This is a genomic window from Nocardioides sp. WJ219 (genome assembly GCF_058559815.1).
Map to the genome: position 1 here is coordinate 89,621 of NZ_JBZUJV010000001.1, position 23,240 is coordinate 112,860.

The 23,240-nt window shown below is 73.1% G+C and carries 25 protein-coding genes, 2 tRNA genes and 1 other RNA gene; 16 read left to right on the top strand and 12 right to left on the bottom strand.

The features are described from left to right. The first annotated feature begins 101 nt into the window (after nucleotides 1-101). Nucleotides 102-632, top strand: coding sequence for a cupin domain-containing protein (locus AC4MBH_RS00410; protein WP_491792350.1), 531 nt, complete (start codon nucleotides 102-104; stop codon nucleotides 630-632). On the opposite strand, the gene AC4MBH_RS00415 is transcribed toward AC4MBH_RS00410, so the two are convergent. Further along, the gene (locus AC4MBH_RS00415; RefSeq protein WP_491792351.1) at nucleotides 595-1,524 is read right to left on the bottom strand and encodes an alpha/beta fold hydrolase; all 930 of its coding nucleotides are present in this window, start codon (nucleotides 1,522-1,524) and stop codon (nucleotides 595-597) included. The genes AC4MBH_RS00410 and AC4MBH_RS00415 overlap by 38 nt on opposite strands. Before the next feature lie 83 nt (nucleotides 1,525-1,607). Here AC4MBH_RS00415 and AC4MBH_RS00420 point away from each other — a divergent pair, with 83 nt between their 5' ends. After that, nucleotides 1,608-2,087, top strand: coding sequence for a MarR family transcriptional regulator (locus tag AC4MBH_RS00420; protein WP_491792352.1), 480 nt, complete (start codon nucleotides 1,608-1,610; stop codon nucleotides 2,085-2,087). Nucleotides 2,088-2,111: 24 nt separating this feature from the next. On the opposite strand, the gene soxR is transcribed toward AC4MBH_RS00420, so the two are convergent. Further along, a complete protein-coding gene (gene soxR / locus AC4MBH_RS00425; RefSeq protein WP_491792353.1) occupies nucleotides 2,112-2,549 on the bottom strand; it encodes a redox-sensitive transcriptional activator SoxR in 438 nt (145 codons plus the stop codon). Nucleotides 2,550-2,634: 85 nt separating this feature from the next. On the opposite strand from soxR, the gene AC4MBH_RS00430 reads away from it, so the two are divergent. Both AC4MBH_RS00430 and AC4MBH_RS00435 read left to right on the top strand, forming a co-directional pair. Next, the gene (locus AC4MBH_RS00430) at nucleotides 2,635-3,624 is read left to right on the top strand and encodes a zinc-binding dehydrogenase (RefSeq protein WP_491792354.1); all 990 of its coding nucleotides are present in this window, start codon (nucleotides 2,635-2,637) and stop codon (nucleotides 3,622-3,624) included. After that, nucleotides 3,617-4,960, top strand: a complete 1,344-nt coding sequence (locus AC4MBH_RS00435; protein ID WP_491792355.1) for an MFS transporter — start codon at nucleotides 3,617-3,619, stop codon at nucleotides 4,958-4,960. Before AC4MBH_RS00430 ends, AC4MBH_RS00435 begins: the two co-directional genes overlap by 8 nt. 21 nt (nucleotides 4,961-4,981) lie before the next feature. On the opposite strand, the gene AC4MBH_RS00440 is transcribed toward AC4MBH_RS00435, so the two are convergent. From AC4MBH_RS00440 to AC4MBH_RS00450, 3 genes are all read right to left on the bottom strand, one after another. Continuing rightward, nucleotides 4,982-5,707 carry a GAF domain-containing protein gene (locus tag AC4MBH_RS00440; protein WP_491792356.1) on the bottom strand — a complete coding sequence of 242 codons (726 nt, stop codon included), beginning with the start codon at nucleotides 5,705-5,707 and terminating at the stop codon, nucleotides 4,982-4,984. A 59-nt stretch (nucleotides 5,708-5,766) separates the two neighbouring features. Then, entirely contained in the window at nucleotides 5,767-6,252 is a 486-nt protein-coding gene (locus AC4MBH_RS00445) for a hypothetical protein (protein ID WP_491792357.1), read from the bottom strand. 315 nt (nucleotides 6,253-6,567) lie between these two features. After that, a tRNA-Ser gene (locus AC4MBH_RS00450) sits at nucleotides 6,568-6,656 on the bottom strand. A gap of 55 nt (nucleotides 6,657-6,711) precedes the next feature. Between AC4MBH_RS00450 and ffs the strand changes: the two genes are divergently transcribed. From ffs to AC4MBH_RS00485, 7 genes are all read left to right on the top strand, one after another. After that, an RNA gene (gene ffs / locus AC4MBH_RS00455) (signal recognition particle sRNA small type) lies at nucleotides 6,712-6,802 on the top strand. Nucleotides 6,803-6,896: 94 nt separating this feature from the next. Next, the gene (locus AC4MBH_RS00460; protein ID WP_491792358.1) at nucleotides 6,897-9,011 is read left to right on the top strand and encodes a DNA polymerase III subunit gamma and tau; all 2,115 of its coding nucleotides are present in this window, start codon (nucleotides 6,897-6,899) and stop codon (nucleotides 9,009-9,011) included. Between the two features lie 34 nt (nucleotides 9,012-9,045). After that, nucleotides 9,046-9,417, top strand: a complete 372-nt coding sequence (locus tag AC4MBH_RS00465) for a YbaB/EbfC family nucleoid-associated protein (RefSeq protein ID WP_491792359.1) — start codon at nucleotides 9,046-9,048, stop codon at nucleotides 9,415-9,417. A gap of 27 nt (nucleotides 9,418-9,444) precedes the next feature. Next, nucleotides 9,445-10,041 carry a recombination mediator RecR gene (gene recR, locus AC4MBH_RS00470; protein ID WP_491792360.1) on the top strand — a complete coding sequence of 199 codons (597 nt, stop codon included), beginning with the start codon at nucleotides 9,445-9,447 and terminating at the stop codon, nucleotides 10,039-10,041. A 20-nt stretch (nucleotides 10,042-10,061) separates the two neighbouring features. Beyond that, a complete protein-coding gene (locus AC4MBH_RS00475) occupies nucleotides 10,062-10,649 on the top strand; it encodes a DUF5063 domain-containing protein (protein ID WP_491792361.1) in 588 nt (195 codons plus the stop codon). A gap of 91 nt (nucleotides 10,650-10,740) precedes the next feature. Further along, nucleotides 10,741-12,033 carry an aspartate kinase gene (locus tag AC4MBH_RS00480; protein ID WP_491792362.1) on the top strand — a complete coding sequence of 431 codons (1,293 nt, stop codon included), beginning with the start codon at nucleotides 10,741-10,743 and terminating at the stop codon, nucleotides 12,031-12,033. A gap of 1 nt (nucleotide 12,034) precedes the next feature. Beyond that, nucleotides 12,035-13,072, top strand: a complete 1,038-nt coding sequence (locus AC4MBH_RS00485) for an aspartate-semialdehyde dehydrogenase (protein ID WP_491792363.1) — start codon at nucleotides 12,035-12,037, stop codon at nucleotides 13,070-13,072. Nucleotides 13,073-13,197: 125 nt separating this feature from the next. On the opposite strand, the gene AC4MBH_RS00490 is transcribed toward AC4MBH_RS00485, so the two are convergent. The 3 genes from AC4MBH_RS00490 to AC4MBH_RS00500 all read right to left on the bottom strand — a co-directional run bounded on the left by AC4MBH_RS00490 (nucleotide 13,198) and on the right by AC4MBH_RS00500 (nucleotide 15,151). Next, on the bottom strand, nucleotides 13,198-14,001 hold the full coding sequence (locus tag AC4MBH_RS00490) for a hypothetical protein (RefSeq protein WP_491792364.1): 804 nt from the start codon (nucleotides 13,999-14,001) through the stop codon (nucleotides 13,198-13,200). Nucleotides 14,002-14,083: 82 nt separating this feature from the next. Further along, a tRNA-Pro gene (locus AC4MBH_RS00495) sits at nucleotides 14,084-14,157 on the bottom strand. A 73-nt stretch (nucleotides 14,158-14,230) separates the two neighbouring features. Beyond that, nucleotides 14,231-15,151, bottom strand: a complete 921-nt coding sequence (locus AC4MBH_RS00500; protein ID WP_491792365.1) for a metallophosphoesterase — start codon at nucleotides 15,149-15,151, stop codon at nucleotides 14,231-14,233. A gap of 17 nt (nucleotides 15,152-15,168) precedes the next feature. Here AC4MBH_RS00500 and AC4MBH_RS00505 point away from each other — a divergent pair, with 17 nt between their 5' ends. Beyond that, a complete protein-coding gene (locus AC4MBH_RS00505) occupies nucleotides 15,169-15,633 on the top strand; it encodes a GatB/YqeY domain-containing protein (RefSeq protein WP_491792366.1) in 465 nt (154 codons plus the stop codon). 18 nt (nucleotides 15,634-15,651) lie between these two features. On the opposite strand, the gene AC4MBH_RS00510 is transcribed toward AC4MBH_RS00505, so the two are convergent. Further along, a complete protein-coding gene (locus AC4MBH_RS00510) occupies nucleotides 15,652-17,814 on the bottom strand; it encodes a transglycosylase domain-containing protein (RefSeq protein ID WP_491792367.1) in 2,163 nt (720 codons plus the stop codon). A 221-nt stretch (nucleotides 17,815-18,035) separates the two neighbouring features. On the opposite strand from AC4MBH_RS00510, the gene AC4MBH_RS00515 reads away from it, so the two are divergent. Further along, nucleotides 18,036-18,332 carry a WhiB family transcriptional regulator gene (locus tag AC4MBH_RS00515; protein ID WP_491792368.1) on the top strand — a complete coding sequence of 99 codons (297 nt, stop codon included), beginning with the start codon at nucleotides 18,036-18,038 and terminating at the stop codon, nucleotides 18,330-18,332. 50 nt (nucleotides 18,333-18,382) lie between these two features. Here the strand turns inward: AC4MBH_RS00515 and bagB are convergent, their stop codons facing one another. Then, on the bottom strand, nucleotides 18,383-19,555 hold the full coding sequence (gene bagB, locus AC4MBH_RS00520; protein WP_491792369.1) for an ATPase BagB: 1,173 nt from the start codon (nucleotides 19,553-19,555) through the stop codon (nucleotides 18,383-18,385). 70 nt (nucleotides 19,556-19,625) lie between these two features. Next, complete coding sequence (gene bagA / locus AC4MBH_RS00525; protein ID WP_491792370.1) at nucleotides 19,626-20,609, bottom strand: ATPase BagA; 984 nt, start codon at nucleotides 20,607-20,609, stop codon at nucleotides 19,626-19,628. A 56-nt stretch (nucleotides 20,610-20,665) separates the two neighbouring features. On the opposite strand from bagA, the gene AC4MBH_RS00530 reads away from it, so the two are divergent. Genes AC4MBH_RS00530 through AC4MBH_RS00540 form a run of 3 tightly spaced genes read left to right on the top strand, consistent with a single transcriptional unit; the run spans nucleotide 20,666 to nucleotide 22,705 of the window. Further along, on the top strand, nucleotides 20,666-21,424 hold the full coding sequence (locus AC4MBH_RS00530) for a CoA transferase subunit A (RefSeq protein WP_491792371.1): 759 nt from the start codon (nucleotides 20,666-20,668) through the stop codon (nucleotides 21,422-21,424). After that, complete coding sequence (locus AC4MBH_RS00535; protein ID WP_491792372.1) at nucleotides 21,421-22,053, top strand: CoA transferase subunit B; 633 nt, start codon at nucleotides 21,421-21,423, stop codon at nucleotides 22,051-22,053. The genes AC4MBH_RS00530 and AC4MBH_RS00535 overlap by 4 nt, the downstream gene beginning before the upstream one ends. Before the next feature lie 40 nt (nucleotides 22,054-22,093). Then, nucleotides 22,094-22,705: a dihydrofolate reductase family protein gene (locus tag AC4MBH_RS00540; protein ID WP_491792373.1), complete on the top strand. Its 612-nt coding sequence runs from the start codon at nucleotides 22,094-22,096 to the stop codon at nucleotides 22,703-22,705. A 149-nt stretch (nucleotides 22,706-22,854) separates the two neighbouring features. Here AC4MBH_RS00540 and AC4MBH_RS00545 read toward each other — a convergent pair whose 3' ends face one another. After that, nucleotides 22,855-23,193, bottom strand: a complete 339-nt coding sequence (locus AC4MBH_RS00545) for a TfoX/Sxy family protein (RefSeq protein ID WP_491792374.1) — start codon at nucleotides 23,191-23,193, stop codon at nucleotides 22,855-22,857. Nucleotides 23,194-23,240 lie beyond the last annotated feature (47 nt).

Sequence of the window (23,240 nt, forward strand, 5' to 3'; positions counted from 1 at the left end):
CCGAGCAGGCGGCGAGGGACTCGTCGGCAGGAAGGGCCTGGGGGAATGGATTCCCGGCATTACCTGTTCGAGCAGGTAAATCCCCGACCACAGGAGCACCCATGACGATCACCGGCACCACCGGCTCGACGCCGCTGCCCGACGACGACCCCACGCGATCCCTCGTCGTCGTCGACCCGTCCGACGACGACCTCACCTTCATCTCGCTCGTCGGCAACACCTACGCCGTGCTGGTCTCCGGCGCGCAGACCGACGGCCGGTACACCCTCATCGACATGCACGTGCCCGCCGGCGGCGGGCCGCCGCCGCACCGGCACGACTTCGAGGAGATGTTCACCGTGCTCGAGGGCGAGATCACGTTCACGTTCCGCGGCGCCGAGCACGTGGTCCCCGCGGGCTCGACCGTCAACATCCCGGCCAACGCCCCGCACTTCTTCCGCAACACCTCGGGTGCACCTGCGCGGATGCTGTGCATGTGCACCCCGGCGGGGCAGGAGGAGTTCTTCCTCCGCGTCGGTGACGTCGTCGCCGGCTGGGACGCCCCGGCCCCGGACCTCACCCCCGCCGAGCAGGCCGAGCGCCGCGCGCTGGCCGTCAGCCTCGCGGAGGAGTACCGGACCGAGCTGCTCTGACCTGGGCTCCGTCATCGACGCGGGCGACGTGGTCGGCAATGGCGGCCGCCAGGCGGGCGGGTGACTCGAGCGCGACGTGGTGGCCGACGCCGTGGAGCTCGACCGAGGTGACGTCGGAGGCGCCGGTCGCGGTCATGGTGGCCGCGGTGAAGGGGCCACCGCCGGCACCGACGGCGAGGATGGGCACGCGCAGGGGGTGGGCCTCGGCGAGGGCCACGATCTCGGGGCCCTCCCGGAGCATCGACCGGTAGAGGCCGGCCGCGCCCCGCCACCCGCCCGGGCGCGAGTAGCCGCGAGCGAGCTCGTCGACGTCCGCGTCGGTGACGGCGCCGGGGACCGAGGTCATCGGGGGAGCCACGAGCTCGCCCAGGAGCTCCCGCTCCCGGCCGGTGAGGAGCAGCTCGGGGACGCCCGGTGCGGCGAGGACGCCGATGTGCCAGCTGCCGCCCCGGGTGACGTCGGCCAGCGCCTCCAGGCCGAACCCGGCCAGGCCCATCTCGACGGCCGTCAGGCTGGCGACGTCCTGCGGGTGGGTGCTGGCGAGCCGGAAGGCCGTCGCGCCGCTGATGTCCTGCGCGACGAGGTGCACCGGACCGACCCCGAGGTGCGCGACGAGGTGGTGCAGGTCCTCGGCCGCGCGGGCGCTGTCGTGGTCGCTGGGTGCGACGTCGGAGTCGCCGAAGCCGCGGAGGTCGACGGCGAGGACCCGGTGGTGGGCGGCGAGCAGGGGGATGACCCGGTGGAAGGCCCACCAGGTCTCCGGGAACCCGTGCACCAGCAGGACGGGCGGCCCGCTCGCGCCGGCGGCGACGTGGTGCAGGGTCGTCCCGCCGACCTCGACGCGGTGGTGGGTGGCGCCCGGGATGGTGGCGCCCCGTGGTGCGGTGAGCATGGTGGACCTCGTTCGTTTCGACAATGTTATTGTCGATTGTAGACAGGTTCCTTGTCGAGATCAATGCGTCGTAGCCTTCGCCCATGTCGCGATCCGGCGCCGACCTCGCCCTGCTGCTGCTCGGGGGGTTCCGCTCCCTGGTCGACTCGGCGACCCAGGAGCTCGCGGCGCGCGGCTACGACGACGTGCGCCCCGTGCACGACTTCGCGATGCGGGCCATCGCGGCGGGTGCCAGCACCACCTCCGAGCTCGGCCGCCGGATGGCGGTCTCGAAGCAGGCGGCCGCCCAGACCGTCGCGGTGCTGGAGCAGCGCCGCTACGTACGCCGCGACCCGGACCCCGACGACGCCCGCCGCAAGCTGCTGCAGGTCACCGAGCTCGGGTTCGACGTCCTGCGGCAGGGCGAGCAGATCTTCGACGAGCTGCGCGCGCAGTGGCAGCAGCAGATCGGTCGGGACGAGCTCGAGGCGCTCGAGGCCAACCTGGCGGCACTGCTCGGCGGCGCCCCCGTCCGCCTCGACACCCCGGGCTGGATGGCGCGCGACCTGGGCGAGCCGGTCTAGCGGTCGCGGACGGCGCCGCGCCACTCACCGCCGGGGTTCGAGCCAGACGGCGCCGGTGCCGTGCTCGGCGGCCTCGTCGCCGGGGTTCAGCAGGGCGCAGCTCCTCATGCTCAGGCAGCCGCAGCCGATGCAGCCGTCCAACCGGTCGCGCAGCAGCTCGACGCGGCGGATCTGCTCGTCCAGGCGGGGCCGCCACGACCTGCTCAGCCGGTGCCAGTCGGCCTTGGTCGGGGTGCGGTTCTCGGGGAGGGTCGCCAGCGCGGCGGCGATCTCCTCCAGGCTCAGCCCGATCTTCTGGGCGGTGCGGATGAAGCCCAGCCGGCGCAGGGTGTGGGGCTCGTAGCGTCGCTGGTTGCCGGTGGTGCGGACCGAGTGGATCAACCCGCGCGCCTCGTAGAACCTGATCGCCGACGGCGCGACCCCCGCGCGCTCGGCGAGGTGTCCGATGGTCAGCTGCGTCACGGCTCCAGCATTGGTGAAGCTGAAGAAAGCTTCAAGTGCGAGGACCACTTGACCTCAACCTCGCTTGAGCTAGTCCACTGGTCCCGTGCACGCGATCCGGCTCCACGCCTTCGGCCCACCCGACCACCTGGTGCTCGACGAGCTCCCCGACCTCACGCCCGGCCCCGGCCAGGTGCGCATCGCGGTCGCGGCCGCCGGCGTCCACCTGTTCGACACGGCGCTGCGCCGGGGGGAGCCGGGCGGGCCGATGGCCCTGCCGGAGCTCCCGACCGTCCCGGGGCGCGAGGTGGCCGGCGTCGTCGACCTCGTCGGTGACGGCGCCGACCCGACCTGGCTGGGCAAGCGGGTCGTCGCCCACCTCGGGATGGTGCCCGGCGGCTACGCCGAGCAGGCCGTGACCGCCGAGGGCACGCTCTTCGCGGTGCCGGACCGGGTCTCGTTCCCCGACGCCGTGGCCGCCGTCGGGACCGGCCGCACGGCGCTGGGCGTCGTCGAGCTGGAGCCCGTCGGCCACGACGACGTCGTGCTGGTGCTGTCGGCGGCCGGTGGCTTGGGCTGGCTGCTCGCCCAGTCGGCGCTGGCTGCCGGGGCGACCGTCGTCGCCGCGGCCGGAGGACCCGATCGGGTCGCGCGGCTCGCCGCGCTCGGCGACGTGGTCGTGGCGGACTACGCGGAGGCCGGCTGGGACGACCGGGTCAGGCAGACGGTCGGCGACGTCACCCTCGTCCACGACGGCGTGGGCGGCGAGGTGGGGCGGGCGGCGCTCGAGCTGCTGCGCCCCGGCGGGCGGCAGGTGATGTTCGGCTTCTCGGCCGGCGCCCCCACCCCCTTCGACAGCGGCGACGTGGTCTCCCGCGGGATCAACGTCGGCTGGAGCCTGGGCGCCCGGATGGCGGCCCTGCCCGGCGGCATCCCCGGGCTCGCGGGGCGAGCGCTCGCCAAGGTGGCCGCGGGGGAGTGGCGACCGCTGACCACGACGTACCCGCTGGACGAGGCGGCCCGGGCGCACGCCGACCTGGAGGGACGGCGCGCACTCGGCAAGGTCGTCCTGGAGACCTGGGCGCGCGATGACTGACCAGGCGACCCTCCACCCGGACCCCTCGCAGCCCGACCCCGGGTCGAGCGGGCCCACCCGCCGGTGGCCCCGGGCGCTGACGCCGTTCCGGCACGCGGCCTACCGTCGCCTGGCCGTGGCGCTGGTCCTGACCACCTTCGCGAGCGGGGTGTGGGTCGTGGCCCTGGTGTGGGAGGTGATCCGGATCGGTGGCGGGCCGGGCCAGCTCTCGGTCGTGACGACCGCCGGCGCGGTCGGGGTGCTGCTGCCGGCGCTGCTGGCCGGGGTGGTCGCCGACCGGGTCCCCCAGAAGACCATCCTGCTCGGTGTCGCGACCCTCGAGCTCGCCTGCATGAGCCTCGTCGGGCTGCTCTCCGTCGCCGACCTCACCCGGCTGTGGCACCTGGCCGCGGTCACGTTCGTCGCAGGCGTCGGCACGGCCTTCTACTACCCGGCGTACTCCGCCTGGCTGCCGGCGCTCGTGCCGCAGGCCGACCTGATGGCGGTCAACGGCTTCGAGGGCATGGTGCGCCCGACCATCGGCAGCGCGGTCGGACCGGGGGTGGCCGGTGTCGCCGTCGGTGTCGCGAGCTCGAGCGCCGCGATCGGCGTCGCGGCGCTCGCCGCCGCGCTGGGACTGCTCGCCCTGACGGCGGTGCCGAGGACGCCGGTACGCCGCGACCCCGACGCGTCGGACCAGCCGCGCCCGGCGGTGGCGACCGCGCTCGCCGACATCCGCGAGGGTTTCGCCTACATGGTGGGCACGCCGTGGCTGCTCGCCACGCTGCTCTTCGCGTCGGTGATGATCCTGGCGATGATGGGACCGCTCCAGGTGCTGGTCCCCTTCCTGGTCAAGGACCGGCTCGGCGGCGGGCCGTCGGACCACGCCCAGGTGCTCGCGGCGTTCGGCATCGGCGGCGCGGTGGGCTCGCTGGCCATGGCGTCGTTCCCGATGCCGCGGCGCTACCTCACCGTGATGAACCTGGTGTGGGGCGTGGGGTGCCTGCCGTTCCTGGTGATGGGGGTCGCGACGGCGGTCTGGATGGTGGTCGTGGCCGCCTTCGTGCTGGGCGTGATGTTCTCCGCGCCCATGGTCATCTGGGGGACGCTGCTCCAGCGTCGCGTGCCCGCGCACCTGCTGGGCCGCGTCGCCTCGCTCGACTTCTTCGTCTCGATCAGCCTGATGCCGGTCTCGATGGCGCTGGTGGGCCCGGTCTCCGGCGCCATCGGGCTGCGCACGACCTTCTACATCGCTGCGCTCGTGCCGGGCGTGGCGGCGGTCGTGGCCACGGTGGCCGCCCGGCTGCCGGCCGACGAGCTCGCGCACCCGCTGCGCGACGGGTCGTCGGCCGGCTGAGGACCGGACGCCGGGCCCGGCTTAGCGATCATCGGTCTCGCCGCCGGTCCCGGTCCCGTACGCCGCCAGGACCAGGGCGGCCATGTCGTCGACGCCGAGCGTGGCTCGGCGCGCGGCGTCGCTGATCAGGGCGAGCGCCGCGGCCGGGGCGATCTCCCTGATCGCCAGCAGCCGGTCGACGGCACGGCTCACGACCATCCTGCGGCGCAGGGTCTCGGGAGCCCGCTGGGCGGCGCGGCGGGACTCGAACCCCAGGTCGGCGTTGGCGACCGCGCCCGCAGCCCAGGCGCCGAAGACGCGGGCCACGGCGTCGTGGTGCTCGTCGAAGGCGTGCGCGGAGGCGGCGTAGAGGTTGACGGTGCCGGTGACGACGCCGCCCTCGACGATGGGCAGGGTGAGCGTGCTGGCCACGCCGCGCGCAGCGGTGGCCTTGGCGAACAGGTGCCAGCGGTCCTCGTCGGTTGGGTCGTCCGCGTGGTAGGAGTGCCGCTCGCCGTCGCGGGCAGCGGTGACGCAGGGGCCGTCGTCGAGGTACTGCGCACCGTCGAGGGCCGCGGTCTCCGCGTCGGTGGCCACGAGGGTGTAGGCGAGCCCGTCGTGGGTGGTGGCCAGGGTGATGCCGACGCAGTCGGGCACGACCTGGCGGACCAGGCTGGCGCACCGGTGGAGGTAGTCCAGCAGGTCGTCGTCGTCCGTGAGCTCCGCCAGCTCCTCGACGGCCACCCGGGTCTCGGGAATGGGTTCCATGCCCCTGCGGTACCCCGGACGACGGGCCGGCGCCCGCGCTGGAGGGGTGGTGCGACCCGTCAGCTGGCCTCGTCCTGCATGGCCTCCTCGACGCGCTTCTTGACCCGGCCCATCCCGGGCAGGCCGCCCAGCAGCTCGTTGAGCTCGCGGGACGCCAGCAGCAGGTCGCCGAGGTCCGGGGCGACCGAGGACAGGCTGTCGAGGACCGGCAGCACGTCGTCCTGCAACCGATCGACCAGCGCGCGCATCGCGTCGAGGAGCCCGACCAGCGCGTCGACCTCGGCGGGACTCGCGGTGTCGGCGAGCCTCTCCAGGACCGGCGCCAGGCTCACGACCGAGGGCTCGAGCAGCACCACGAGCGCGTCCGCTCGGGCCGCGGTCGCGTCGATGCGGACGATCGCGTCGTCGGCGGCGACCCGGGTCGTCTCGATGCGGGCGACGAGGGCGCGGACCGTGACCAGCAGGTCCTCGGCGTCGCTGACCAGGCGCAACGCGCGGGGCAGCAGGCTGGCGATCTCACGGGGGTCCGGTACGGGCAGCCTCATCAGGGGACCGTACGGCCGGTGATCGCGGTCACGTCTCACCCCAAGGTCGGGCGTACCAGGCCTCGAAGGCGGCCACGGTCAGGCCGGGGACCCGCGGCAAGGATGTGCGCATGGTGACCGCAGTGCCCGGGACCGGCGGTGGGGGGACACCCGCGGCTTCCGTGGTGTTGCCCGGCGGACCGGGCGAGCGTCTGAGAGCACTGCTCGCGGCTCGGCGCGGCCAGCGGCGCCGTCCACCGCGACGCGATCGTCCGTGAGGCCGGACGCCGGTCCCGGGCCCGAGGGCCTGGAACCGGCGTCTGCGCTGGCCAGCGGTGGCGGAGGATAGGGGATTCGAACCCCTGAGGGCTGTTAACCCAACCCGCTTTCCAAGCGAGCGCCATAGGCCACTAGGCGAATCCTCCGCGGAGGAGACTACCTGTCGGCAGACCGCGGCGACCAATCGCCTATGCTCGGGGCAACCCCCCGTGTGGCGGCACCTCGCCCAACTCCCCCAGGGCCGGAAGGCAGCAAGGGTAAGTGAGCTCTGCCGGGTGCGCGGGGGGCCTTTGCATCCCCGGCCCGGTCCGTCCGGCCGCGCTCGGGGAGGGCTGGTCTGCCGTAGGCGGGTGTCGGTGTCGGTGTCGGTGGTTAGGGTCGGGCTCGTGGACTCACCGCTCGCGCTCTACCGCCGCTACCGGCCCGAGACCTTCGCCGAGGTCATCGGGCAGGAGCACGTGACCGAGCCGCTGCGGTCGGCGCTGAGCAACAACCGGGTCAACCACGCCTACCTGTTCTCCGGACCCCGCGGCTGCGGCAAGACGACGTCGGCGCGCATCCTGGCCCGCGCCCTCAACTGCGCGGTGGCCCCGGTGGCCGACCCGTGCGGCGAGTGCGACAGCTGCCGCGAGCTGGCCCGGGGCGGGTCGGGGTCGATCGACGTCATCGAGATCGACGCCGCGTCCCACAACGGCGTCGACGACGCCCGCGACCTGCGCGAGAAGGCGTTCTTCGCGCCGGTCCGCGACCGCTACAAGGTCTACATCATCGACGAGGCCCACATGGTCACGCCGGCGGCGTTCAACGCGCTCCTCAAGCTCGTCGAGGAGCCGCCGCCGCACCTGCGCTTCATCTTCGCCACCACCGAGCCCGAGAAGGTCATCCCGACCATCCGCTCGCGCACCCACCACTACCCGTTCCGGCTGATCCCGCCGCGGATGCTCTCGGCCTACCTCACCGAGCTCTGCGAGCGCGAGGGCGTCTCGATCGAGCCCGCCGCGCTCCCGCTGGTGGTGCGTGCCGGCGCCGGCTCGGCGCGCGACACCCTGTCGGTGCTCGACCAGCTCCTCGGCGGCGCCGGTCCCGAGGGCGTCACCTACGACCTCGCCAGCGGCCTGCTCGGCTACACCCCCGACACCCTGCTCGACGAGGTGGTCGACGCGTTCGCCGCCGGCGACGGTGCCTCGGTCTTCGGCGTCGTCGACAAGGTCATCGAGACCGGGCAGGACCCCCGCCGGTTCACCGAGGACCTGCTGCGCCGGCTGCGCGACCTCGTCATCGTCGCCGCGGTGCCCGACGCGCCGGCCACCGGTCTGATCGACGTCGCCGACGACCAGGGCGAGCGGCTGGTCGCCCAGGCGGCCCGGTTCGGCCGGGCCGACCTGAGCCGGGCCGCCGACCTCGTCGCCGCCGGCCTGACCGACATGCGCGGCGCCACCGCGCCCCGGCTGCTGCTCGAGCTGATCTGCGCCCGCGTGCTGCTGCCGGGCGCCGACCACACCACCCACGGCGTCCAGGCCCGCCTCGACCGCCTCGAGCGCCGCGCCTCGATCGCCCCGGCGGCGTCCGCCGCGCCGGCGCCGGCCACGGTGGCCGTCGAGGCCGCGGCGCCGGTCGCCGTGGTCGAGCCGGCGCCCGCGCCCACCCCGCCGGTGGCGGTCCCCGCCCCGGCCCCCGCCGCCCCACCGGCCCCGCCGCTGCCACCCCGCGTACCCGAGTCCGTACCCGAGCCGCCGCCCGAGCCGGCGCCCCAGCCCGAGCCGGCGCCCCAGCCCGAGTCCCAGCCCGAGCCCGAGCCGTCGCCCGAGCCGGCCCAGGCGCCGGCCGCGCCCGCCGAGCCCGCACCCGCACCCGCAGCGGCGCCGGACCCCGCCCCCGTGGGCGGCGGCGGACTCACGCTCGTCGACGTACGCCGGCTCTGGCCCGACATCATCGAGGCCACCAAGCAGCGCCGCCGGATCACCTGGATCCACCTCTCGCAGAACGCCCAGGTCGTGGCGGTCGACGGCTCCACGCTGACGCTGGGGTTCGCCAACGCGGGCGCCCGCGACTCCTTCGACGCCGGGGGCAGCCCCGAGATCGTGCGGCAGGCGGTCATCGACGTCATCGGCGCCGACTGGCGCATCGAGACGATCATCGACCCCGGCGCCGACCCCGACCTCGCACCGCCGCAGGCGGCGCACGCTCCGCCGGCCCGCCGCGAGCCCGAGCAGGCGCCGGCACGCGAGGCCGCGGCGGCCGCCCCGCCCCCTCCCGACGAACCGCCTCCGTGGGCCACCGACGAGCCCGAGCCGGCGCCCCCGCAGGCCGCGGCCCGCGAGGCGATCCGGCAGACCCGCCCCGTCGGAGAGGCCCCGGCGCCGACCGGCCCGTCGCTGGCCGATGCCGACGCCGAGGTGAGCCCCGACGACCTCGACGCCGACTCCGACCAGCTCGGCACCGACGACCTGCTCGCCCACCACCTCGGCGCCACGGTGATCGAGGAGATCCCGCACCAGTGACCGTCCCACCCACCCCGACCGGAAGGCCCACACCATGACCGACAACCCGCTCGGCGGAGCCGGGGGCTTCGACATGAACGCCCTCCTGGAGCAGGCCCAGGCGATGCAGTCCCAGCTGATGGAGGCCCAGGAGCGGCTGGCCGACACCATCGTCGAGGGCAGCGCGGCCGGGGTGACGGTCAAGGTCTCCGGCACCGGCGAGGTCGTCGGGGTCGAGATCGGGCCCGGCGTCGTCGACGGCGACGACCCCGAGTCGCTCACCGACCTCGGCGACGTCATCGTCGCGGCCTACCGCGACGCCAAGGCCAACGCCGACGACGCCGCGGCCCAGGCGCTCGGCCCCCTCGCGGGCGGCCTGCCCGGTCTGGGTGGCGGGGGCGCCGCGCCGGGACCGCTCGGCTTCTGAGCAGGGCCTGCCCGTAGTGTTCGAGGCGTGTACGAAGGCGTCGTCCAGGACCTCATCGACGAGCTCGGCAGGCTGCCGGGTGTCGGTCCCAAGAGCGCCCAGCGGATCGCCTTCCACCTGCTGCAGGCCGACCCCACCGACGTACGCCGCCTCGCCGACGTCCTGATCGAGGTCAAGGCGAGGGTGCGGTTCTGCGCCACCTGCTTCAACGTCTCCGAGGCCGAGCAGTGCCGCATCTGTGTCGACCCGCGCCGCGACCCGTCGGTGCTGTGCGTGGTGGAGGAGTACAAGGACGTCGTCGCCATCGAGCGCACCCGTGAGTTCAAGGGCCGCTACCACGTGCTGGGCGGCGCGATCTCGCCCATCGACGGCGTGGGGCCCGACCAGCTGCGCATCCGCGAGCTGATGACCCGTCTCTCCGACGACCAGATCGGCGAGATCATCCTCGCCACCGACCCCAACCTCGAGGGCGAGGCCACCGCCACCTACCTCACCCGCCAGCTGCGACCCCTCGGGTTGCGCATCACCCGGCTGGCGAGTGGACTCCCGGTGGGAGGTGACCTCGAGTACGCCGACGAGGTCACCCTCGGACGAGCATTCGTAGGAAGGCAGGCCGCCCCGTGACCCCGACCGAGGACCCGACCGTGACCCCACCCGACAGCGAGACCGAGGACTTCGCCCAGCAGATCGCCGACTCGGTGTCGAGCTTCCTGCTGGCGCTGCGCGAGATCGCCCGCGAGGCCGACGGGGGTCGCGCGATCTCGCTGCTGCTCCTGGAGATCAGCCAGGTGCTGCTCGCCGGCGCCCGGCTCGGCGTCCAGCACGACTTCGTGCCGCGCGCGGAGTACCAGCCCGACGTCGGCCCCGAGGCCGACGTCGACGACATGCGGCTGCGCCTGGCCGAGATGCTCGGCAACGTCGACACCTACACCTTCGTGTTCGACCCCTACGTGCCCGACGTGGTGGCCAGCCAGCTCTCCGACGACCTGGCCAGCATCGCCCTCGACCTGGAGAACGGGCTGCGGCACTTCCGCCTCGGCCACGTCGAGGAGGCGCTGTGGTGGTGGCAGTTCTCCTACGTCAACAACTGGGGCAACCTCGCCGGCGCCGCGCTGAACGCGCTGCTCTCGGTGGTCGCCCACGACCGGCTCGACGTCGACAACGACGAGGAGCTCCACCAGATCGAGGCGGCCGCGGCGGTCCTCGACGGCAGCACCACCAAGCCGTCCTGAGCATCCACCCCTTGTCGCCCGCCCGGGCCGAGGGTCGCGCGTCCGTAGAATCGGTCACCGCAAACGCATCCCCGACCCAGGAGTGAGCCCGGTGGGCATTGTCGTGCAGAAGTACGGCGGATCGTCGGTCGCCGACCCCGACGCGATCAAGCGGGTCGCCCGACGGATCGTGGAGGCCAAGAAGGCCGGCCACGACGTCGTCGTCGCGGTCTCCGCGATGGGCGACACGACCGACGAGCTGCTGGACAAGGCCCGCGCCGTGAGCCCGCAGCCGCCGGCGCGCGAGCTCGACATGCTGCTCACCTCCGGTGAGCGGATCTCGATGGCGCTGGTCGCCATGGCCATCTCCGACCTCGGCTACAGCGCCCGGTCGTTCACCGGGTCCCAGGCCGGCGTGATCACCGACTCGGTGCACGGCAAGGCCAAGATCATCGACGTCACGCCCGGACGCATCCAGTCGGCCATCGCCGAGGGCCACATCGTGATCGTGGCCGGGTTCCAGGGCGTCTCCCAGGACACCAAGGAGATCACCACCCTGGGCCGCGGTGGCACCGACACCACCGCCGTCGCCCTGGCGGCCGCGCTCGAGGCCGACGTCTGCGAGATCTACACCGACGTCGACGGCGTCTTCAGCGCCGACCCGCGGATCGTCCCGGCGGCCCGCAAGCTCGACAGCGTCACCTACGAGGAGATGCTCGAGCTCGCCGCCTGCGGCGCCAAGATCCTGCACCTGCGGTGCGTCGAGTACGCCCGCCGCTACGACATCCCGATCCACGTCCGGTCGTCGTTCAGCCACCTCGACGGCACCATCGTGCGCGGGTCGATCAACGACGAGAACCACCAGGCCCAGGAGGGCAGCAGCATGGAAGCAGCGATCATCGCCGGCGTCGCCCACGACCGCAGCGAGGCCAAGATCACCGTCGTCGGCGTCCCCGACAAGGTCGGCGAGGCCGCGCGCATCTTCACGGCCCTGGCCGAGGCGCAGATCAACCTCGACATGATCGTCCAGAACGTCTCGGCCGCGGCCACCAACCTGACCGACATCTCGTTCACGCTGCCGCGCACCGACGGGCAGACCGCGATGACGGCCCTGGCCGGGCTCCAGGCGCAGATCGGCTTCGAGTCGTTGCTCTACGACGACAAGATCGGCAAGGTCTCGCTGATCGGCGCCGGGATGCGGTCCCACCCCGGCGTGACCGCCAAGTTCTTCTCCGCGATCGCCGACGCCGGCGTCAACCTGGGGATGATCTCTACCTCCGAGATCCGGATCTCGGTGATCGTGGACGAGGTCGACGTCGACGCAGCCGTCGCGGCCACCCACACGGCGTTCGACCTCGACGCCACCGAGGTCGAGGCCGTCGTCTACGGCGGATCGGGGCGCTGAGATGACCAGCATCGGGATCGTCGGCGCCACCGGGCAGGTGGGCGTCGCCATGCGCCAGATCCTCGAGCAGCGGGCGTTCCCCGCCGACGAGGTCCGCTTCTTCGCCTCCGCCCGCTCGGCCGGCACGGTGCTGCCGTTCGCCGGCGGCGAGGTCGTCGTCGAGGACGCCGCCACCGCCGACCCGTCCGGGCTCGACATCGCGCTGTTCTCGGCCGGGGCCACGACGTCGCGCGCCCTGGCGCCGGCGTTCGCCGAGGCCGGGGTCGTCGTGGTCGACAACTCCTCGGCGTTCCGCCGCGACCCGGAGATCCCGCTCGTGGTCTCGGAGGTCAACCCCGGCGACATCGACCTCGCGGTGCGCGAGGGCGGCCGCCGGATCATCGCCAACCCCAACTGCACCACCATGGCCGCGATGCCGGTGCTCAAGCCGCTGCACGACGAGGCCGGGCTGGCGCGCCTCGTGGTGTCGACCTACCAGGCCGTCTCGGGCTCCGGCGTCGCCGGCGTCGACGAGCTGGCCACCCAGGTCTCGGCCGCGGGCGACAAGGCCCGCGAGCTCGCCTACGACGGGGCCGCGGTGGCGTTCCCCGAGCCGCAGAAGTACGTGCGCACCATTGCCTACAACGTGCTCCCGATGGCCGGCTCGATCGTCGACGACGGTCTCGGTGAGACCGACGAGGAGCAGAAGCTGCGCCACGAGTCGCGCAAGATCCTCGGCATCCCCGACCTGCGGGTCTCCGGCATCTGCGTGCGGGTCCCCGTCTTCACCGGCCACTCGCTGGCGATCAACGCCGAGTTCGACCGGGCGATGCCCGTCGAGCGCGCCCGGGAGCTGCTGTCCGGCGCCGCCGGCGTCGAGCTCAGCGACGTGCCGACGCCGCTGCAGGCCGCCGGCCAGGACCCGTCGTACGTCGGCCGCCTGCGCCAGGACGAGGGCGTCGACGGCCAGCGCGGCCTCGCCCTGTTCGTCTCCGGCGACAACCTCCGCAAGGGCGCCGCCCTCAACACCGTCCAGATCGCCGAGCTGTTGCTGCGCTGATGGTCGTCCGGACGGGCACGTCGTCCGGCGGGCGGTATTGCTTGCGGCCGGCGTCGGCCGTGCTCCCGGTCCGTCGCTGACGCTGTCGCCGACGGCGGACGCAATCCGCCCGTCCGGACGACAATTCAGTCAGTCTCGACGTACCTGGTGGTGACCCACCAGGAGCCGAGGAACGTCAGGGCGGTGATGGCCGGGATGACGAACACCATCGGCCAGGCGTCGAGGTGCTCGACCAGGAACAGCAGGCAGATGACGCCGGTCAGGCCGGTGCCGAGGAAGCTGGTCGAGCCGGGGTCGGGCACGCCGAAGCGGGACAGCAGGACCCCGCCGATGACGATCGCGAGCACCATGATGAGCACGAGGGCGGCCATGCCGGGACCGGTGCCGCACGAGCTGGTGCCACGGGCCGCCTCGCAGCCGCGGAACCCGAGCCAGGTCAGTCCCACCAGCGACAGCCCGACCACGACGCCGGTCAGTGCCGCTGCGGCGGGGCCTGACGGCAGCGGCAACGGGCGCCGGGGCTGACGCCGGGCCGGGGCCTCGTCGTCGACGTCAGCCGGCGCGTCGTCGAGGTCGTCGTCGAGGTCGTTGTCGAGCACCTGGGTCGCGCCCGCGGGACGCGAGCCGCGACGGAGCCGGAGGCTGCGGCGCGGGGCGGCGGCCGGCGCGGGGCGGTCCTCCTCGACGGGTGCGTCGTCGGCGGTCGGCAGGGGAGTGGTGATGTCGAGGCCGGAGTCCTCGAAGACGCGGGTGTCGGCGGCCGGCGCGGGGGGCTGGCGGGGCTCGGGGGCCGGTGCGACGCTCCGTCGAGCGGCCGGTTCGCTCGTGGGCTCGGCGGGCTTCTCGACGGGACGGCGGTCAGCCTTGCGGCGGCGGCGGAAGAGCTGGGGCGCCTCGAGGCTGGGGCGCTCGGTCTCGTCGTCGGCCATGACAGCAGTTTCGCACGGCCGGGACGCACGCGACCCCGGTCCGGACGGATCCGGACCGGGGTCGTCGTGCTGCTGTGAAGAGTCGGGCTGACAGGATTTGAACCTGCGGCCTCTTCGTCCCGAACGAAGCGCGCTACCAAGCTGCGCCACAGCCCGATGGTGTGCCGACCGGGGCCTGCCCACCAGCATCGGAGCATACCGGAGGCGGTCCGGCCGTCCCCAATCGGTATCAGGCCGGCACGAGGGTCAGCAGCGTCGCCTCGGGGCGGCAGGCCAGCCGGAGCCGGACGTAGGGATTGGTCCCGAGGCCGGCCGACACGTGCAGCCACGCGGAGCCGGGGTCACCCGGGCTCGAGGCGGCGGGGTGGCGGTGCAGCCCGCGGGCGCGGGCGGGGTCGAGGTCGCAGTTGGTGGTCAGCGCCCGTCCGTCGGGCAGGCAGACCTGGCCGCCGTGGGTGTGGCCGGCCAGGACGGCGTCGTAGCCGTCGGCGGCGTACTGGTCGAGGACCCGGAGGTACGGCGCGTGCGCGACGCCCAGCCGGACGTCGGCCGCCTCGTCGGCCGGACCCGCGACCTCGTCGAGGCGGTCGTAGGTCAGGTGCGGGTCGTCGACGCCGGCGAACGCCAGCTGCAGGTCACCGACCGTCAGCGTGCCGCGGCGGTTGGTGAGGTCGAGCCAGCCGGCGTCTGTGAACTGCCGCGACAGCTCGGGCCACGGCAGCTGCCTGGTGTCGGTGTGCCGGCGGCCGTCGTCGGGGAGCAGGTAGCGCAGCGGGTTGCGCATGCTCGGCTCGAAGTAGTCGTTGGAGCCGTGCACGAACACGCCGGGGACGTCGAGCAGCCCGCCGAGCGCGTCGACCACCCACGGCACCGCGTCGCGGTGGGCGAGGTTGTCGCCGGTGTCGACGACCAGGTCGGGCTGCAGCGCCCCGAGCCGGCGTACCCAGTCCTGCTTGCGGCGCTGCCCGGGCGTCAGGTGCAGGTCACTGAGGTGCAGCACCCGCAGCGGCCGGGCGCCCGGCGGGAGCAGCGGCACCTCGACGCGGCGCAGCGTGTAGCGCCGCGCCTCGCAGGCGGCGTACGCCGTCACGCCGGCGCCGGCGAGCGCACCGGCGCCCAGCAGCCTCGTCGCAAACCCGGTCCGTATCACGGCGCCAGGCTGCCACAATGAGTCACATGACCCTCAAGGAGCAGCTCCGCGCCGACCTCACCGCGGCGATGAAGGCGCGCGACAGCCTGCGCTCCTCCACGCTGCGCATGGTGCTGACCGCGGTCACCAACGCCGAGGTGTCCGGCAAGGCGGCGCGCGAGCTCAGCGACGACGAGGTGGTCGGCGTGCTGACGTCCGAGGCCAAGCGCCGGCGCGAGGCCGCCACCGCGTTCGCCGACGGCGGCCGGCCCGAGAGCGCCGAGAAGGAGCGCGCCGAGGCCGAGGTGATCGCCCACTACCTGCCCGAGCAGCTCACCGACGCCGAGATCGCCGAGATCGTGACCGCAGCCGTCGCGCAGACCGGCGCTGCCGGTGAGGGCATGCGCGCCATGGGCAAGGTGATGGGCGTGGTCCAGCCGCAGGTCAAGGGGCGCGCCGACGGCGGCGCCGTGGCCGCCGAGGTACGCCGCCAGCTCGGCTAGTCCGCCCGGCCCCCGGCCCTACCGGCGCCGGCCGTCGTTGTCCCCGCTGCTGGGCGGCGGGGGGACGTAGACGGACTCGGCTCCGTAGCCGTCGACGGTGGTCGGTGGCACGAAGTCCTCGTACTCCAGGTTGTCGTCGATGACCTTCATGGCGTCGCCCCACATCGGCCCGGCCAGCCGCGACCCGGACGCGCTCACGGACGATCCGTTGATGATCAGCCCGTCGAGGCCGATCGGGTTGCCGAAGTCGTCGGCGGCCGCGATCGCCGCCGCCGTCGCCACCTGGGGTGTGTAGCCGACGAACCACACCGACGGCGAGATCGACTGGGTGCCGGTGGTGCCGGTCTTGCCGGCCGCCGGCACCGAGAGCGCCTCCTCGGCGGCGAAACCGCCCTCGATGACGCCGCGGAGGATGTCGTTGACCGCGTCGGCCGTCGTCTCCGACATCACCTGGGTGCAGCGCGGCTCGTACTCCTTGAGCAGGGTGCCGTTGGCGTCCTTGATCGTGGTGACCGGGCGGGCCTCGCAGTGCTCACCCCGCGCGGCGAACGTCGCGTAGGCCTCGGCCATCTCGAGCGGGCTCACGTCGGCCACGCCGAGGAACCAGTTGATGGTCCGCTCGAGCGAGACGTTCGGGCAGCTGTCCTCCTCGGGGCAGGTGAGCCGGATGCCCATCGCCTTGGCCAGGTTGAACGGGTCGCAGACGCCCGTGACGTCCTTCTCCAGGTTGAGGAAGAAGGTGTTGATGGAGTTGCGGGTGCCGGTGTAGAGGTTCTCCACACCCCCCGACTGCACGGAGTTGGGCAGCGTGCCGGTGCCACCGAACGGGGGCGAGTCGGGGCAGTTCTCGAAGTCGGCCTGGTCGAAGAACTGCTCGTTCGGCGCGGGGAACGTGTCGCTGAGCGCGGTGCCCTTCTGGATCGCGTCGGCCAGCACGAAGACCTTGAACGTCGAGCCGGCCTGGAACCCGTTGGCGTCGCCGTACTGCGACGGCACGGTGTAGTTGAGGTAGGTCTGACCGGCGGCCTTGTCGCGGCCCATCGGTCGCGACTGGGACAGTGCCTTGACCGCGCCGGTGCCGGGCTCGACCATCGCCAGCGCTCCGATGGCCTGGTCGGTGGGCCGCACGTTGGCGGCGGTCGCGTCGTCGGCGGCCTGCTGGTAGGTCAGGTCGATGGTGGTCCCGATGGTGAGTCCGCCGGACTTGATCAGCCGGTCGCGCTCCTCCTTGTTGCGTCCGAGCTCCTTCTTGGTGAGCAGGTACTCCAGGACGTAGTTGCAGAAGAACGGCGCGCGGCTGGAGACGCAGCCGCTCCCGCGGGGTTGCGGGTCGAGCTTGAGCCGCTTGGCCTTGACCCGGTCGGCGGCGCGCTGGGTGATCACGTCCAGCCCGGCCATCCGGTCGAGGACGACGTCGCGCCGCTCGAGCGCCCGGCTCGGGTGGTTGGTGGGGTCGAACGCGGAGGGGTTCTGCACGAGACCGGCCAGGATCGCCGACTGGTTGAGGTTGAGCCGGCGGGCGTTGACGTTGAAGTAGTGCTTGGCGGCGGCCTGGATGCCGTAGGCGCCGTCGCCGAAGTAGACGGTGTTCAGGTACTGCTCGAGGATCTGGTCCTTGGAGTACTTCTTCTCCAGGGCGATCGCGTAGCGCAGCTCCTTGAGCTTGCGGGCGTAGGTGTCGTCGATGACGGCCGCCTGCTCCTTCTTGGTCGTGGCGGCGTTGAACAGCGTCTGCTTGACCAGCTGCTGGGTGATCGACGAGCCGCCCTGGACGACCCCACCGGACCCGAGGTTGCTGACCAGGGCGCGCAGGGTGCCCTTGACGTCGAGCGCGCCGTGCTCGTAGTAGCGGTAGTCCTCGATGGAGACCAGGGCCTCGATCATGGTCCGCGAGATCTGGTCGAGCGAGACGTTGATCCGGTTCTGGTCGAAGACCGTCGCCAGCACGCTGCCGTCGCCGGCCAGGATGGTGGTCTTCTGCGGCAGCGCGCCGAACTCGAGCTCGAGCGGCAGGTCGTCGGTGGAGTCGGCGGTGCTCTTGGCCGCGAAGCCGAGGACGCCGGCGAAGGGGATCGCGAGGCCGGACACGACGACACCGAGGACGACGGACACGGCGACCATCACCCCGACGTGGGAGAGGACGGTGGTGGGTCGGGGTCGTTCGGACCTGGGCCTGGACACCGCCCCAATGTACGTGAGGCCCTGGACCCTCCAGGAATCATCGGCGGGCGACCCCAGGGCCGGAGTAGTCAGACCGGACTAGTCATTCGGGACTACGGAAGTTGGGTCGAATGAGTCTGGTCCCGATCGCCGCCGATCTTTACCTTTAGGACTCAGAGATGGGACAGGGACGGCGTCATGGGGATGTCGCTCGATCTCGGAAACAGTATGGGGACATCATCATGTGGGTTGAGGACTGGGCGCCGCGGGCTGCCTGCAAGGCCGAGCAGCCGGACAAGCTGTTCGTGCGAGGCGCGGAGCAGAACAAGGCCAAGACGCTGTGCCAGGGGTGCCCGGTGCGCACCGAGTGCCTCGCCGAGGCGCTGGACAACCAGATCGAGTGGGGTGTCTGGGGCGGCATGACGGAGCGGGAGCGCCGTGCGCTGCTGCGCCGCAAGCCCGCCGCCTCGTGGCGCACGCTCCTGGAGACCGCCCGCAAGGACGCCACCGTCGCGGCCCGCGAGTCCGTCACCGCCTGACCACCCCGGCCCGTCGTCGTCGACGACGGGCCGCCGTGCGTCCTGGCGGCTCAGTCGGCCAGGAGGTCGCCGACCCGACGCAGGCCGTCGAGGTCGTGCACGTCGGTGGCGAGCGCCGGTACGACGGCTGTGGGCACCTGCGGGTGGGCGGCGGCGAACCGCGAGCGCAGCCGTGCCTCGCGCTTGACCAGCCGCACCTGGTCGGCGTGCAGCCGCAGCAGCCCGGCGGTCACCGAGGTCGGGTCGGCGCGCCGCAGCCTGGCCGCGGCGGTCATCGCCTCGTCGGCCGCGAGGTGGCCCTCGGGTGCCTTGCCGGCGCGGTTGACCACGAGCCCGGCCAGCGGCATCCGGTCGGCGCTGAGCCGCTCGACGAAGTACGCCGCCTCGCGCAGCGCGTCGGGCTCGGGCGCGGCGATGACCAGGAACGCCGTCCCGCGGGCCTGCAGCAGCGCGTAGGTCTTCGTCGCCCGCTGCCGGAACCCGCCGAAGACGGTGTCGATCGCGGCCACGAAGGTCTGCAGGTCCTTGAGCACCTGGGCGCCGAGGATCTTGGTCAGCGCGTTGGTGATGATCGAGAAGCCCGCCCCCATCAGCCGCATCGGACCCTTCGCGGGGGTGAGCATCAGCTTGATGAACCGGCCGTCGAGGAAGCTCGAGAGCCGTTCCGGTGCGTCGAGGAAGTCGAGCGCCGAGCGTGAGGGCGGGGTGTCGACGACGATGAGGTCGTAGCGCCCGTCGCCGTCAGGGGCCACCGAGTCGGCGTGGATCTGCCCGAGCTTCTCCATCGCCATGTACTCCTGGGTGCCGGCGAACGAGCTCGACAGCGCGATGTAGAACGGGTTCTCGAGGATCTGGCGCGCCTTCTCGGGGCTGGCCTGGCTCTCGACCACCTCGTCGAAGGTGCGCTTCATGTCGAGCATCATCGCGTCGAGCGTGCCGCCGGCCGAGGCGTCGACGTCGGTGACCGGGCGCGGGGTGTTGTCGAGCGCCTCGATGCCCATCGCCTGGGCGAGGCGCCGGGCGGGGTCGATGGTGAGCACCACGACCCGGCGCCCGCGCTCGGCGGCCCGCAGCGCCAGTGCGGCCGACGTGGTGGTCTTGCCGACCCCACCCGAGCCGCAGCACACGATGATGCCGACCGACCGGTCGTCGAGGAGGGCGTCGACGTCGAGCGGCGGTGCGGGGGTGCGGGTGGTCGGGCCGACCCGGGGTGGTTGGTTCATGCGGGGTCCCCGGGGCGTTGGTCGGCGGAGGAGCGGAGCGGGGGAGACGAAGGACGTCCTGGGGTGCGGTTCATGCCAGTCCCTGCTCCCTCAGCGTCGCGGCCAGCTCGTAGAGGGCGCCGAGGTCGACGCCCAGCGGCAGCCGCGGCAGCTCGTACGACGGCACGTCGAGGCCGGCGACCAGCGCGCGCTGGCCGGCCTCGAGCGCCCGGCGCTCGGCGTGCTCGGCGGCCTCGACCGTGAGGCCGGCCACCAGGTCGGGTTCGGCCTCGACGCCGGCGTCGCGCAGGTCGGCGGCGACCCGCGCCGGGTCGACGGTGGCGAGCTGGTCGGGGGTGAGGTCCTGGGGCCGGACCAGGTTGACCACCACGCCACCCACCGGCAGGTCGGCCGCGCGCAGCTCGGCGATCCCGTCGCTGGTCTCCTGCACGGGCATCTCCTCCAGCACCGTGACCAGGTGCACCGCCGTCCGCGGCGAGCGGAACAGCGTCATCATCGTGTCGGCCTGCGACTTCACCGGCCCCACCTTGGCCAGGCCGGCGAGCTCGTTGCTGACGTTGAGGAACTGCACGATCCGCCCCGTGGGCGGCGCGTCGAGCACGACGGCGTCGTACTGGATCGCGCCCTTGTTGCGGCTGTTGCGCTGCACGGCCTCGAAGACCTTGCCGGTCAGCAGCACGTCGCGCACGCCCGGCGCGATCGTGGTGGCGAACTCGATGACGCCGAACTTGTCGAGCGCGCGGCCGGCGCGGCCGAGCTTGTAGTAGAGCGCGAGGTACTCCAGCAGCGCCGACTCGGGGTCGACGTGCAGCGCGTGCACGACGCCCGGCTCCCCGTCGGGGCCGGGCAGGCCGGTGGTGAGGCGGCGCTCCTCGAACGGCAGCGGGTCGACGTCGAACATCCGGGCGATGCCCTGGCGGCCCTCGACCTCGCAGAGCAGCACGTTCTTGCCCCGGGTGGCCAGGGCCAGGGCCAGCGCCGCCGCGACCGTCGACTTGCCGGTGCCGCCCTTGCCCGTGACGACGTGCAGGCGCACCTGCGGCCAGTCGGTCATGAGGAGCGAGGGTATTGGATCGCTCGCCACCTCGTGGGGGCGTCTAGGGTCGGGCCATGGACAAAGTGGTCTCGTCGGCGGCCGAGGCGGTCGCCGACATCGGGTCGGGCTCGACCATCGCGGTCGGCGGCTTCGGGTTGTGCGGCATCCCGGCGGTGCTGATCGAGGCGCTGCACGCGACGGGGGTCGGTGACCTGCAGGCGGTCTCCAACAACGCCGGCGTCGACGGCTGGGGCCTGGGGCGGCTGCTCGCTGACGGCCGGCTGCGGCGGATGGTGTCGTCGTACGTCGGGGAGAACAAGGAGTTCGCCCGGCAGTACCTCTCCGGTGAGCTGGAGGTCGAGCTGACGCCGCAGGGCACGCTGGCCGAGCGGATGCGGGCCGGCGGGTCGGGGATCGCGGCGTTCTTCACCGCGACCGGTGGTGGCACCCAGGTCGCCGAGGGCGGTCTGCCGTGGCGCTACGACGCCGAGGGCAACGTCGTCGTGGCCTCGCCGCCCAAGGAGACGCGGGACTTCGGTGGCCGCGAGTACGTGCTGGAGGAGGCGATCGTGGCCGACTTCGGGCTGGTGCGGGCCTGGAAGGGCGACCGGCACGGCAACCTCGTGTACCGCGCCTCGGCGCGCAACTTCAACCCGCTGGCCGCGATGTGCGGACGCACGACGATCGCCGAGGTCGAGCACCTCGTCGAGCCCGGCGAGCTCGACCCCGACGCCGTGCACACCCCGGGTGTGTTCGTGCAGCGGGTCGTCGCGCTGACGCCGGAGCAGGCGGCGGACAAGCGGATCGAGAAGAGGACGGTGCGGCCCCGATGAGCTGGACACGCGAGGAGATGGCCGCGCGGGCGGCGTCCGAGCTGACCGACGGGTCCTACGTCAACCTCGGGATCGGGCTGCCGACCCTGGTGCCCAACTACGTCGCCGACGACGTCGAGCTGGTGCTGCAGTCGGAGAACGGCGTCCTCGGCACCGGCGCCTACCCGTTCGAGGGCGAGGAGGACGCCGACCTGATCAACGCCGGCAAGGAGACCGTGACGCTGCGTCCCGGGGCGTCGTTCTTCGACTCCGCGACGTCGTTCGGGATGATCCGCGGTGGCAAGATCGACGCCGCGATCCTTGGTGCGATGCAGGTCTCCCGCGCCGGCGACATCGCCAACTGGATGATCCCCGGCAAGATGGTCAAGGGGATGGGCGGCGCGATGGACCTGGTCCACGGCGCCAAGCGGGTGATCGTGCTGATGGAGCACGTCGCGCGCGACGGGTCCTACAAGATCGTCGAGGAGTGCTCGCTGCCCTACACGGGCCGCGGCGTCGTCGAGCGCATCATCACCGACCTCGGCGTCCTCGACGTCACGGCCGACGGCCTCCGGCTCGTCGAGCTCGCCCCCGGCGTCACCCTCGACGAGGTGCGCGAGAAGACCGAGCCCGAGGTGCTCGCCGACTGACCCTCGATGACTCCGGCCGGCCCCGCCGGTCTGCACCGGCATGGGCAAGGTCATCGCCGCGATCACCACCTCCGTCGACGGCTACGTCACCGGACCGGACGACGGCCCGGGCAACGGGCTCGGCACGGGGGGCGAGCGGCTCCACCACTGGGTGATGGGCGGGCCGTGGACCTACGACTCCCCGCGTGACCCGGACGGCATGACGGGCGCCGACCGGAAGTACTACGACGAGCTCGTCGCCGACGTGGGCGGCGGCGTCTGCGGCCGTGGGATGTACGACGCCGCCGGCGCCTGGGGCGGCACCAACCCCTTCCCCGGCCCCCTCGTCGTGCTGACGCACCGCGTCGAGGACCAGCCGGACCCGGCCGCGGGGTTCCGGTTCGTCGACGGCTTCGACGCAGCGCTCGCGGCGGCGCGCGACGTGGCCGGCGACGCGGACGTGTCCCTCTCCGGCGGCGCCAGCCTGATCCGCCAGGGCCTGGCGGCCGGCGCGGTCGACGTGCTGGCCATCTCGACGGCCCCGGTCGTGCTGGGCGGTGGCAAGCGCCTCTTCGACGGGTTCGAGCACGACCTCGACCTCGAGGTGCTCTCGGTGCACACCTCGCGCTGGGCCACGCACGTGCGGTACTGCGTCCTGCGTCCTGCGCGCTAGGCGCGGCGGCCCGTCACCACCGCTGGTTGAGGAGGTTGCGCTGGCAACCGTCTCGAAACCACCACAGCGTGCGCACCCCGCCGGGTCTCGACTCGGCTCGCTGGCGCTCGCCCGTCTCGACCAGCGTCAGGGGTGGTCGAGCCGCGGGGTCAGCGCTTCGGCGGCAGCGTCCGGACGACGGCCATCCCGCGCCCGACCCACGCCTCGAGGTCGGCGTCGGCGGCCAGCGCCGCGCCGGCGACGCGTACCCAGGTGCGGGCGGTGCGCCCGCCAATCGTCATCCACTCGACGTCCTCGTCGGCCGACACGAGCGCCGCGCCGTCGGCCTCGGGCAGGCGCACCAGCAGCCCGCCCTGGCCGCTGACGCAGACCGGCATGTGCCCGCCCACCAGGAACCCGAGGCCGCCGAACATCCGCTTCTCCTCGACCGGCCCCTCTGGCTCGAGCACGTCGCGCACCCGCGCGGCCAGCTCCTCGTCGTACGCCATGGGGGGAGTGTGGCCCAGCCGGCGTCGCGTCGGGAAGGGCTGTGCCG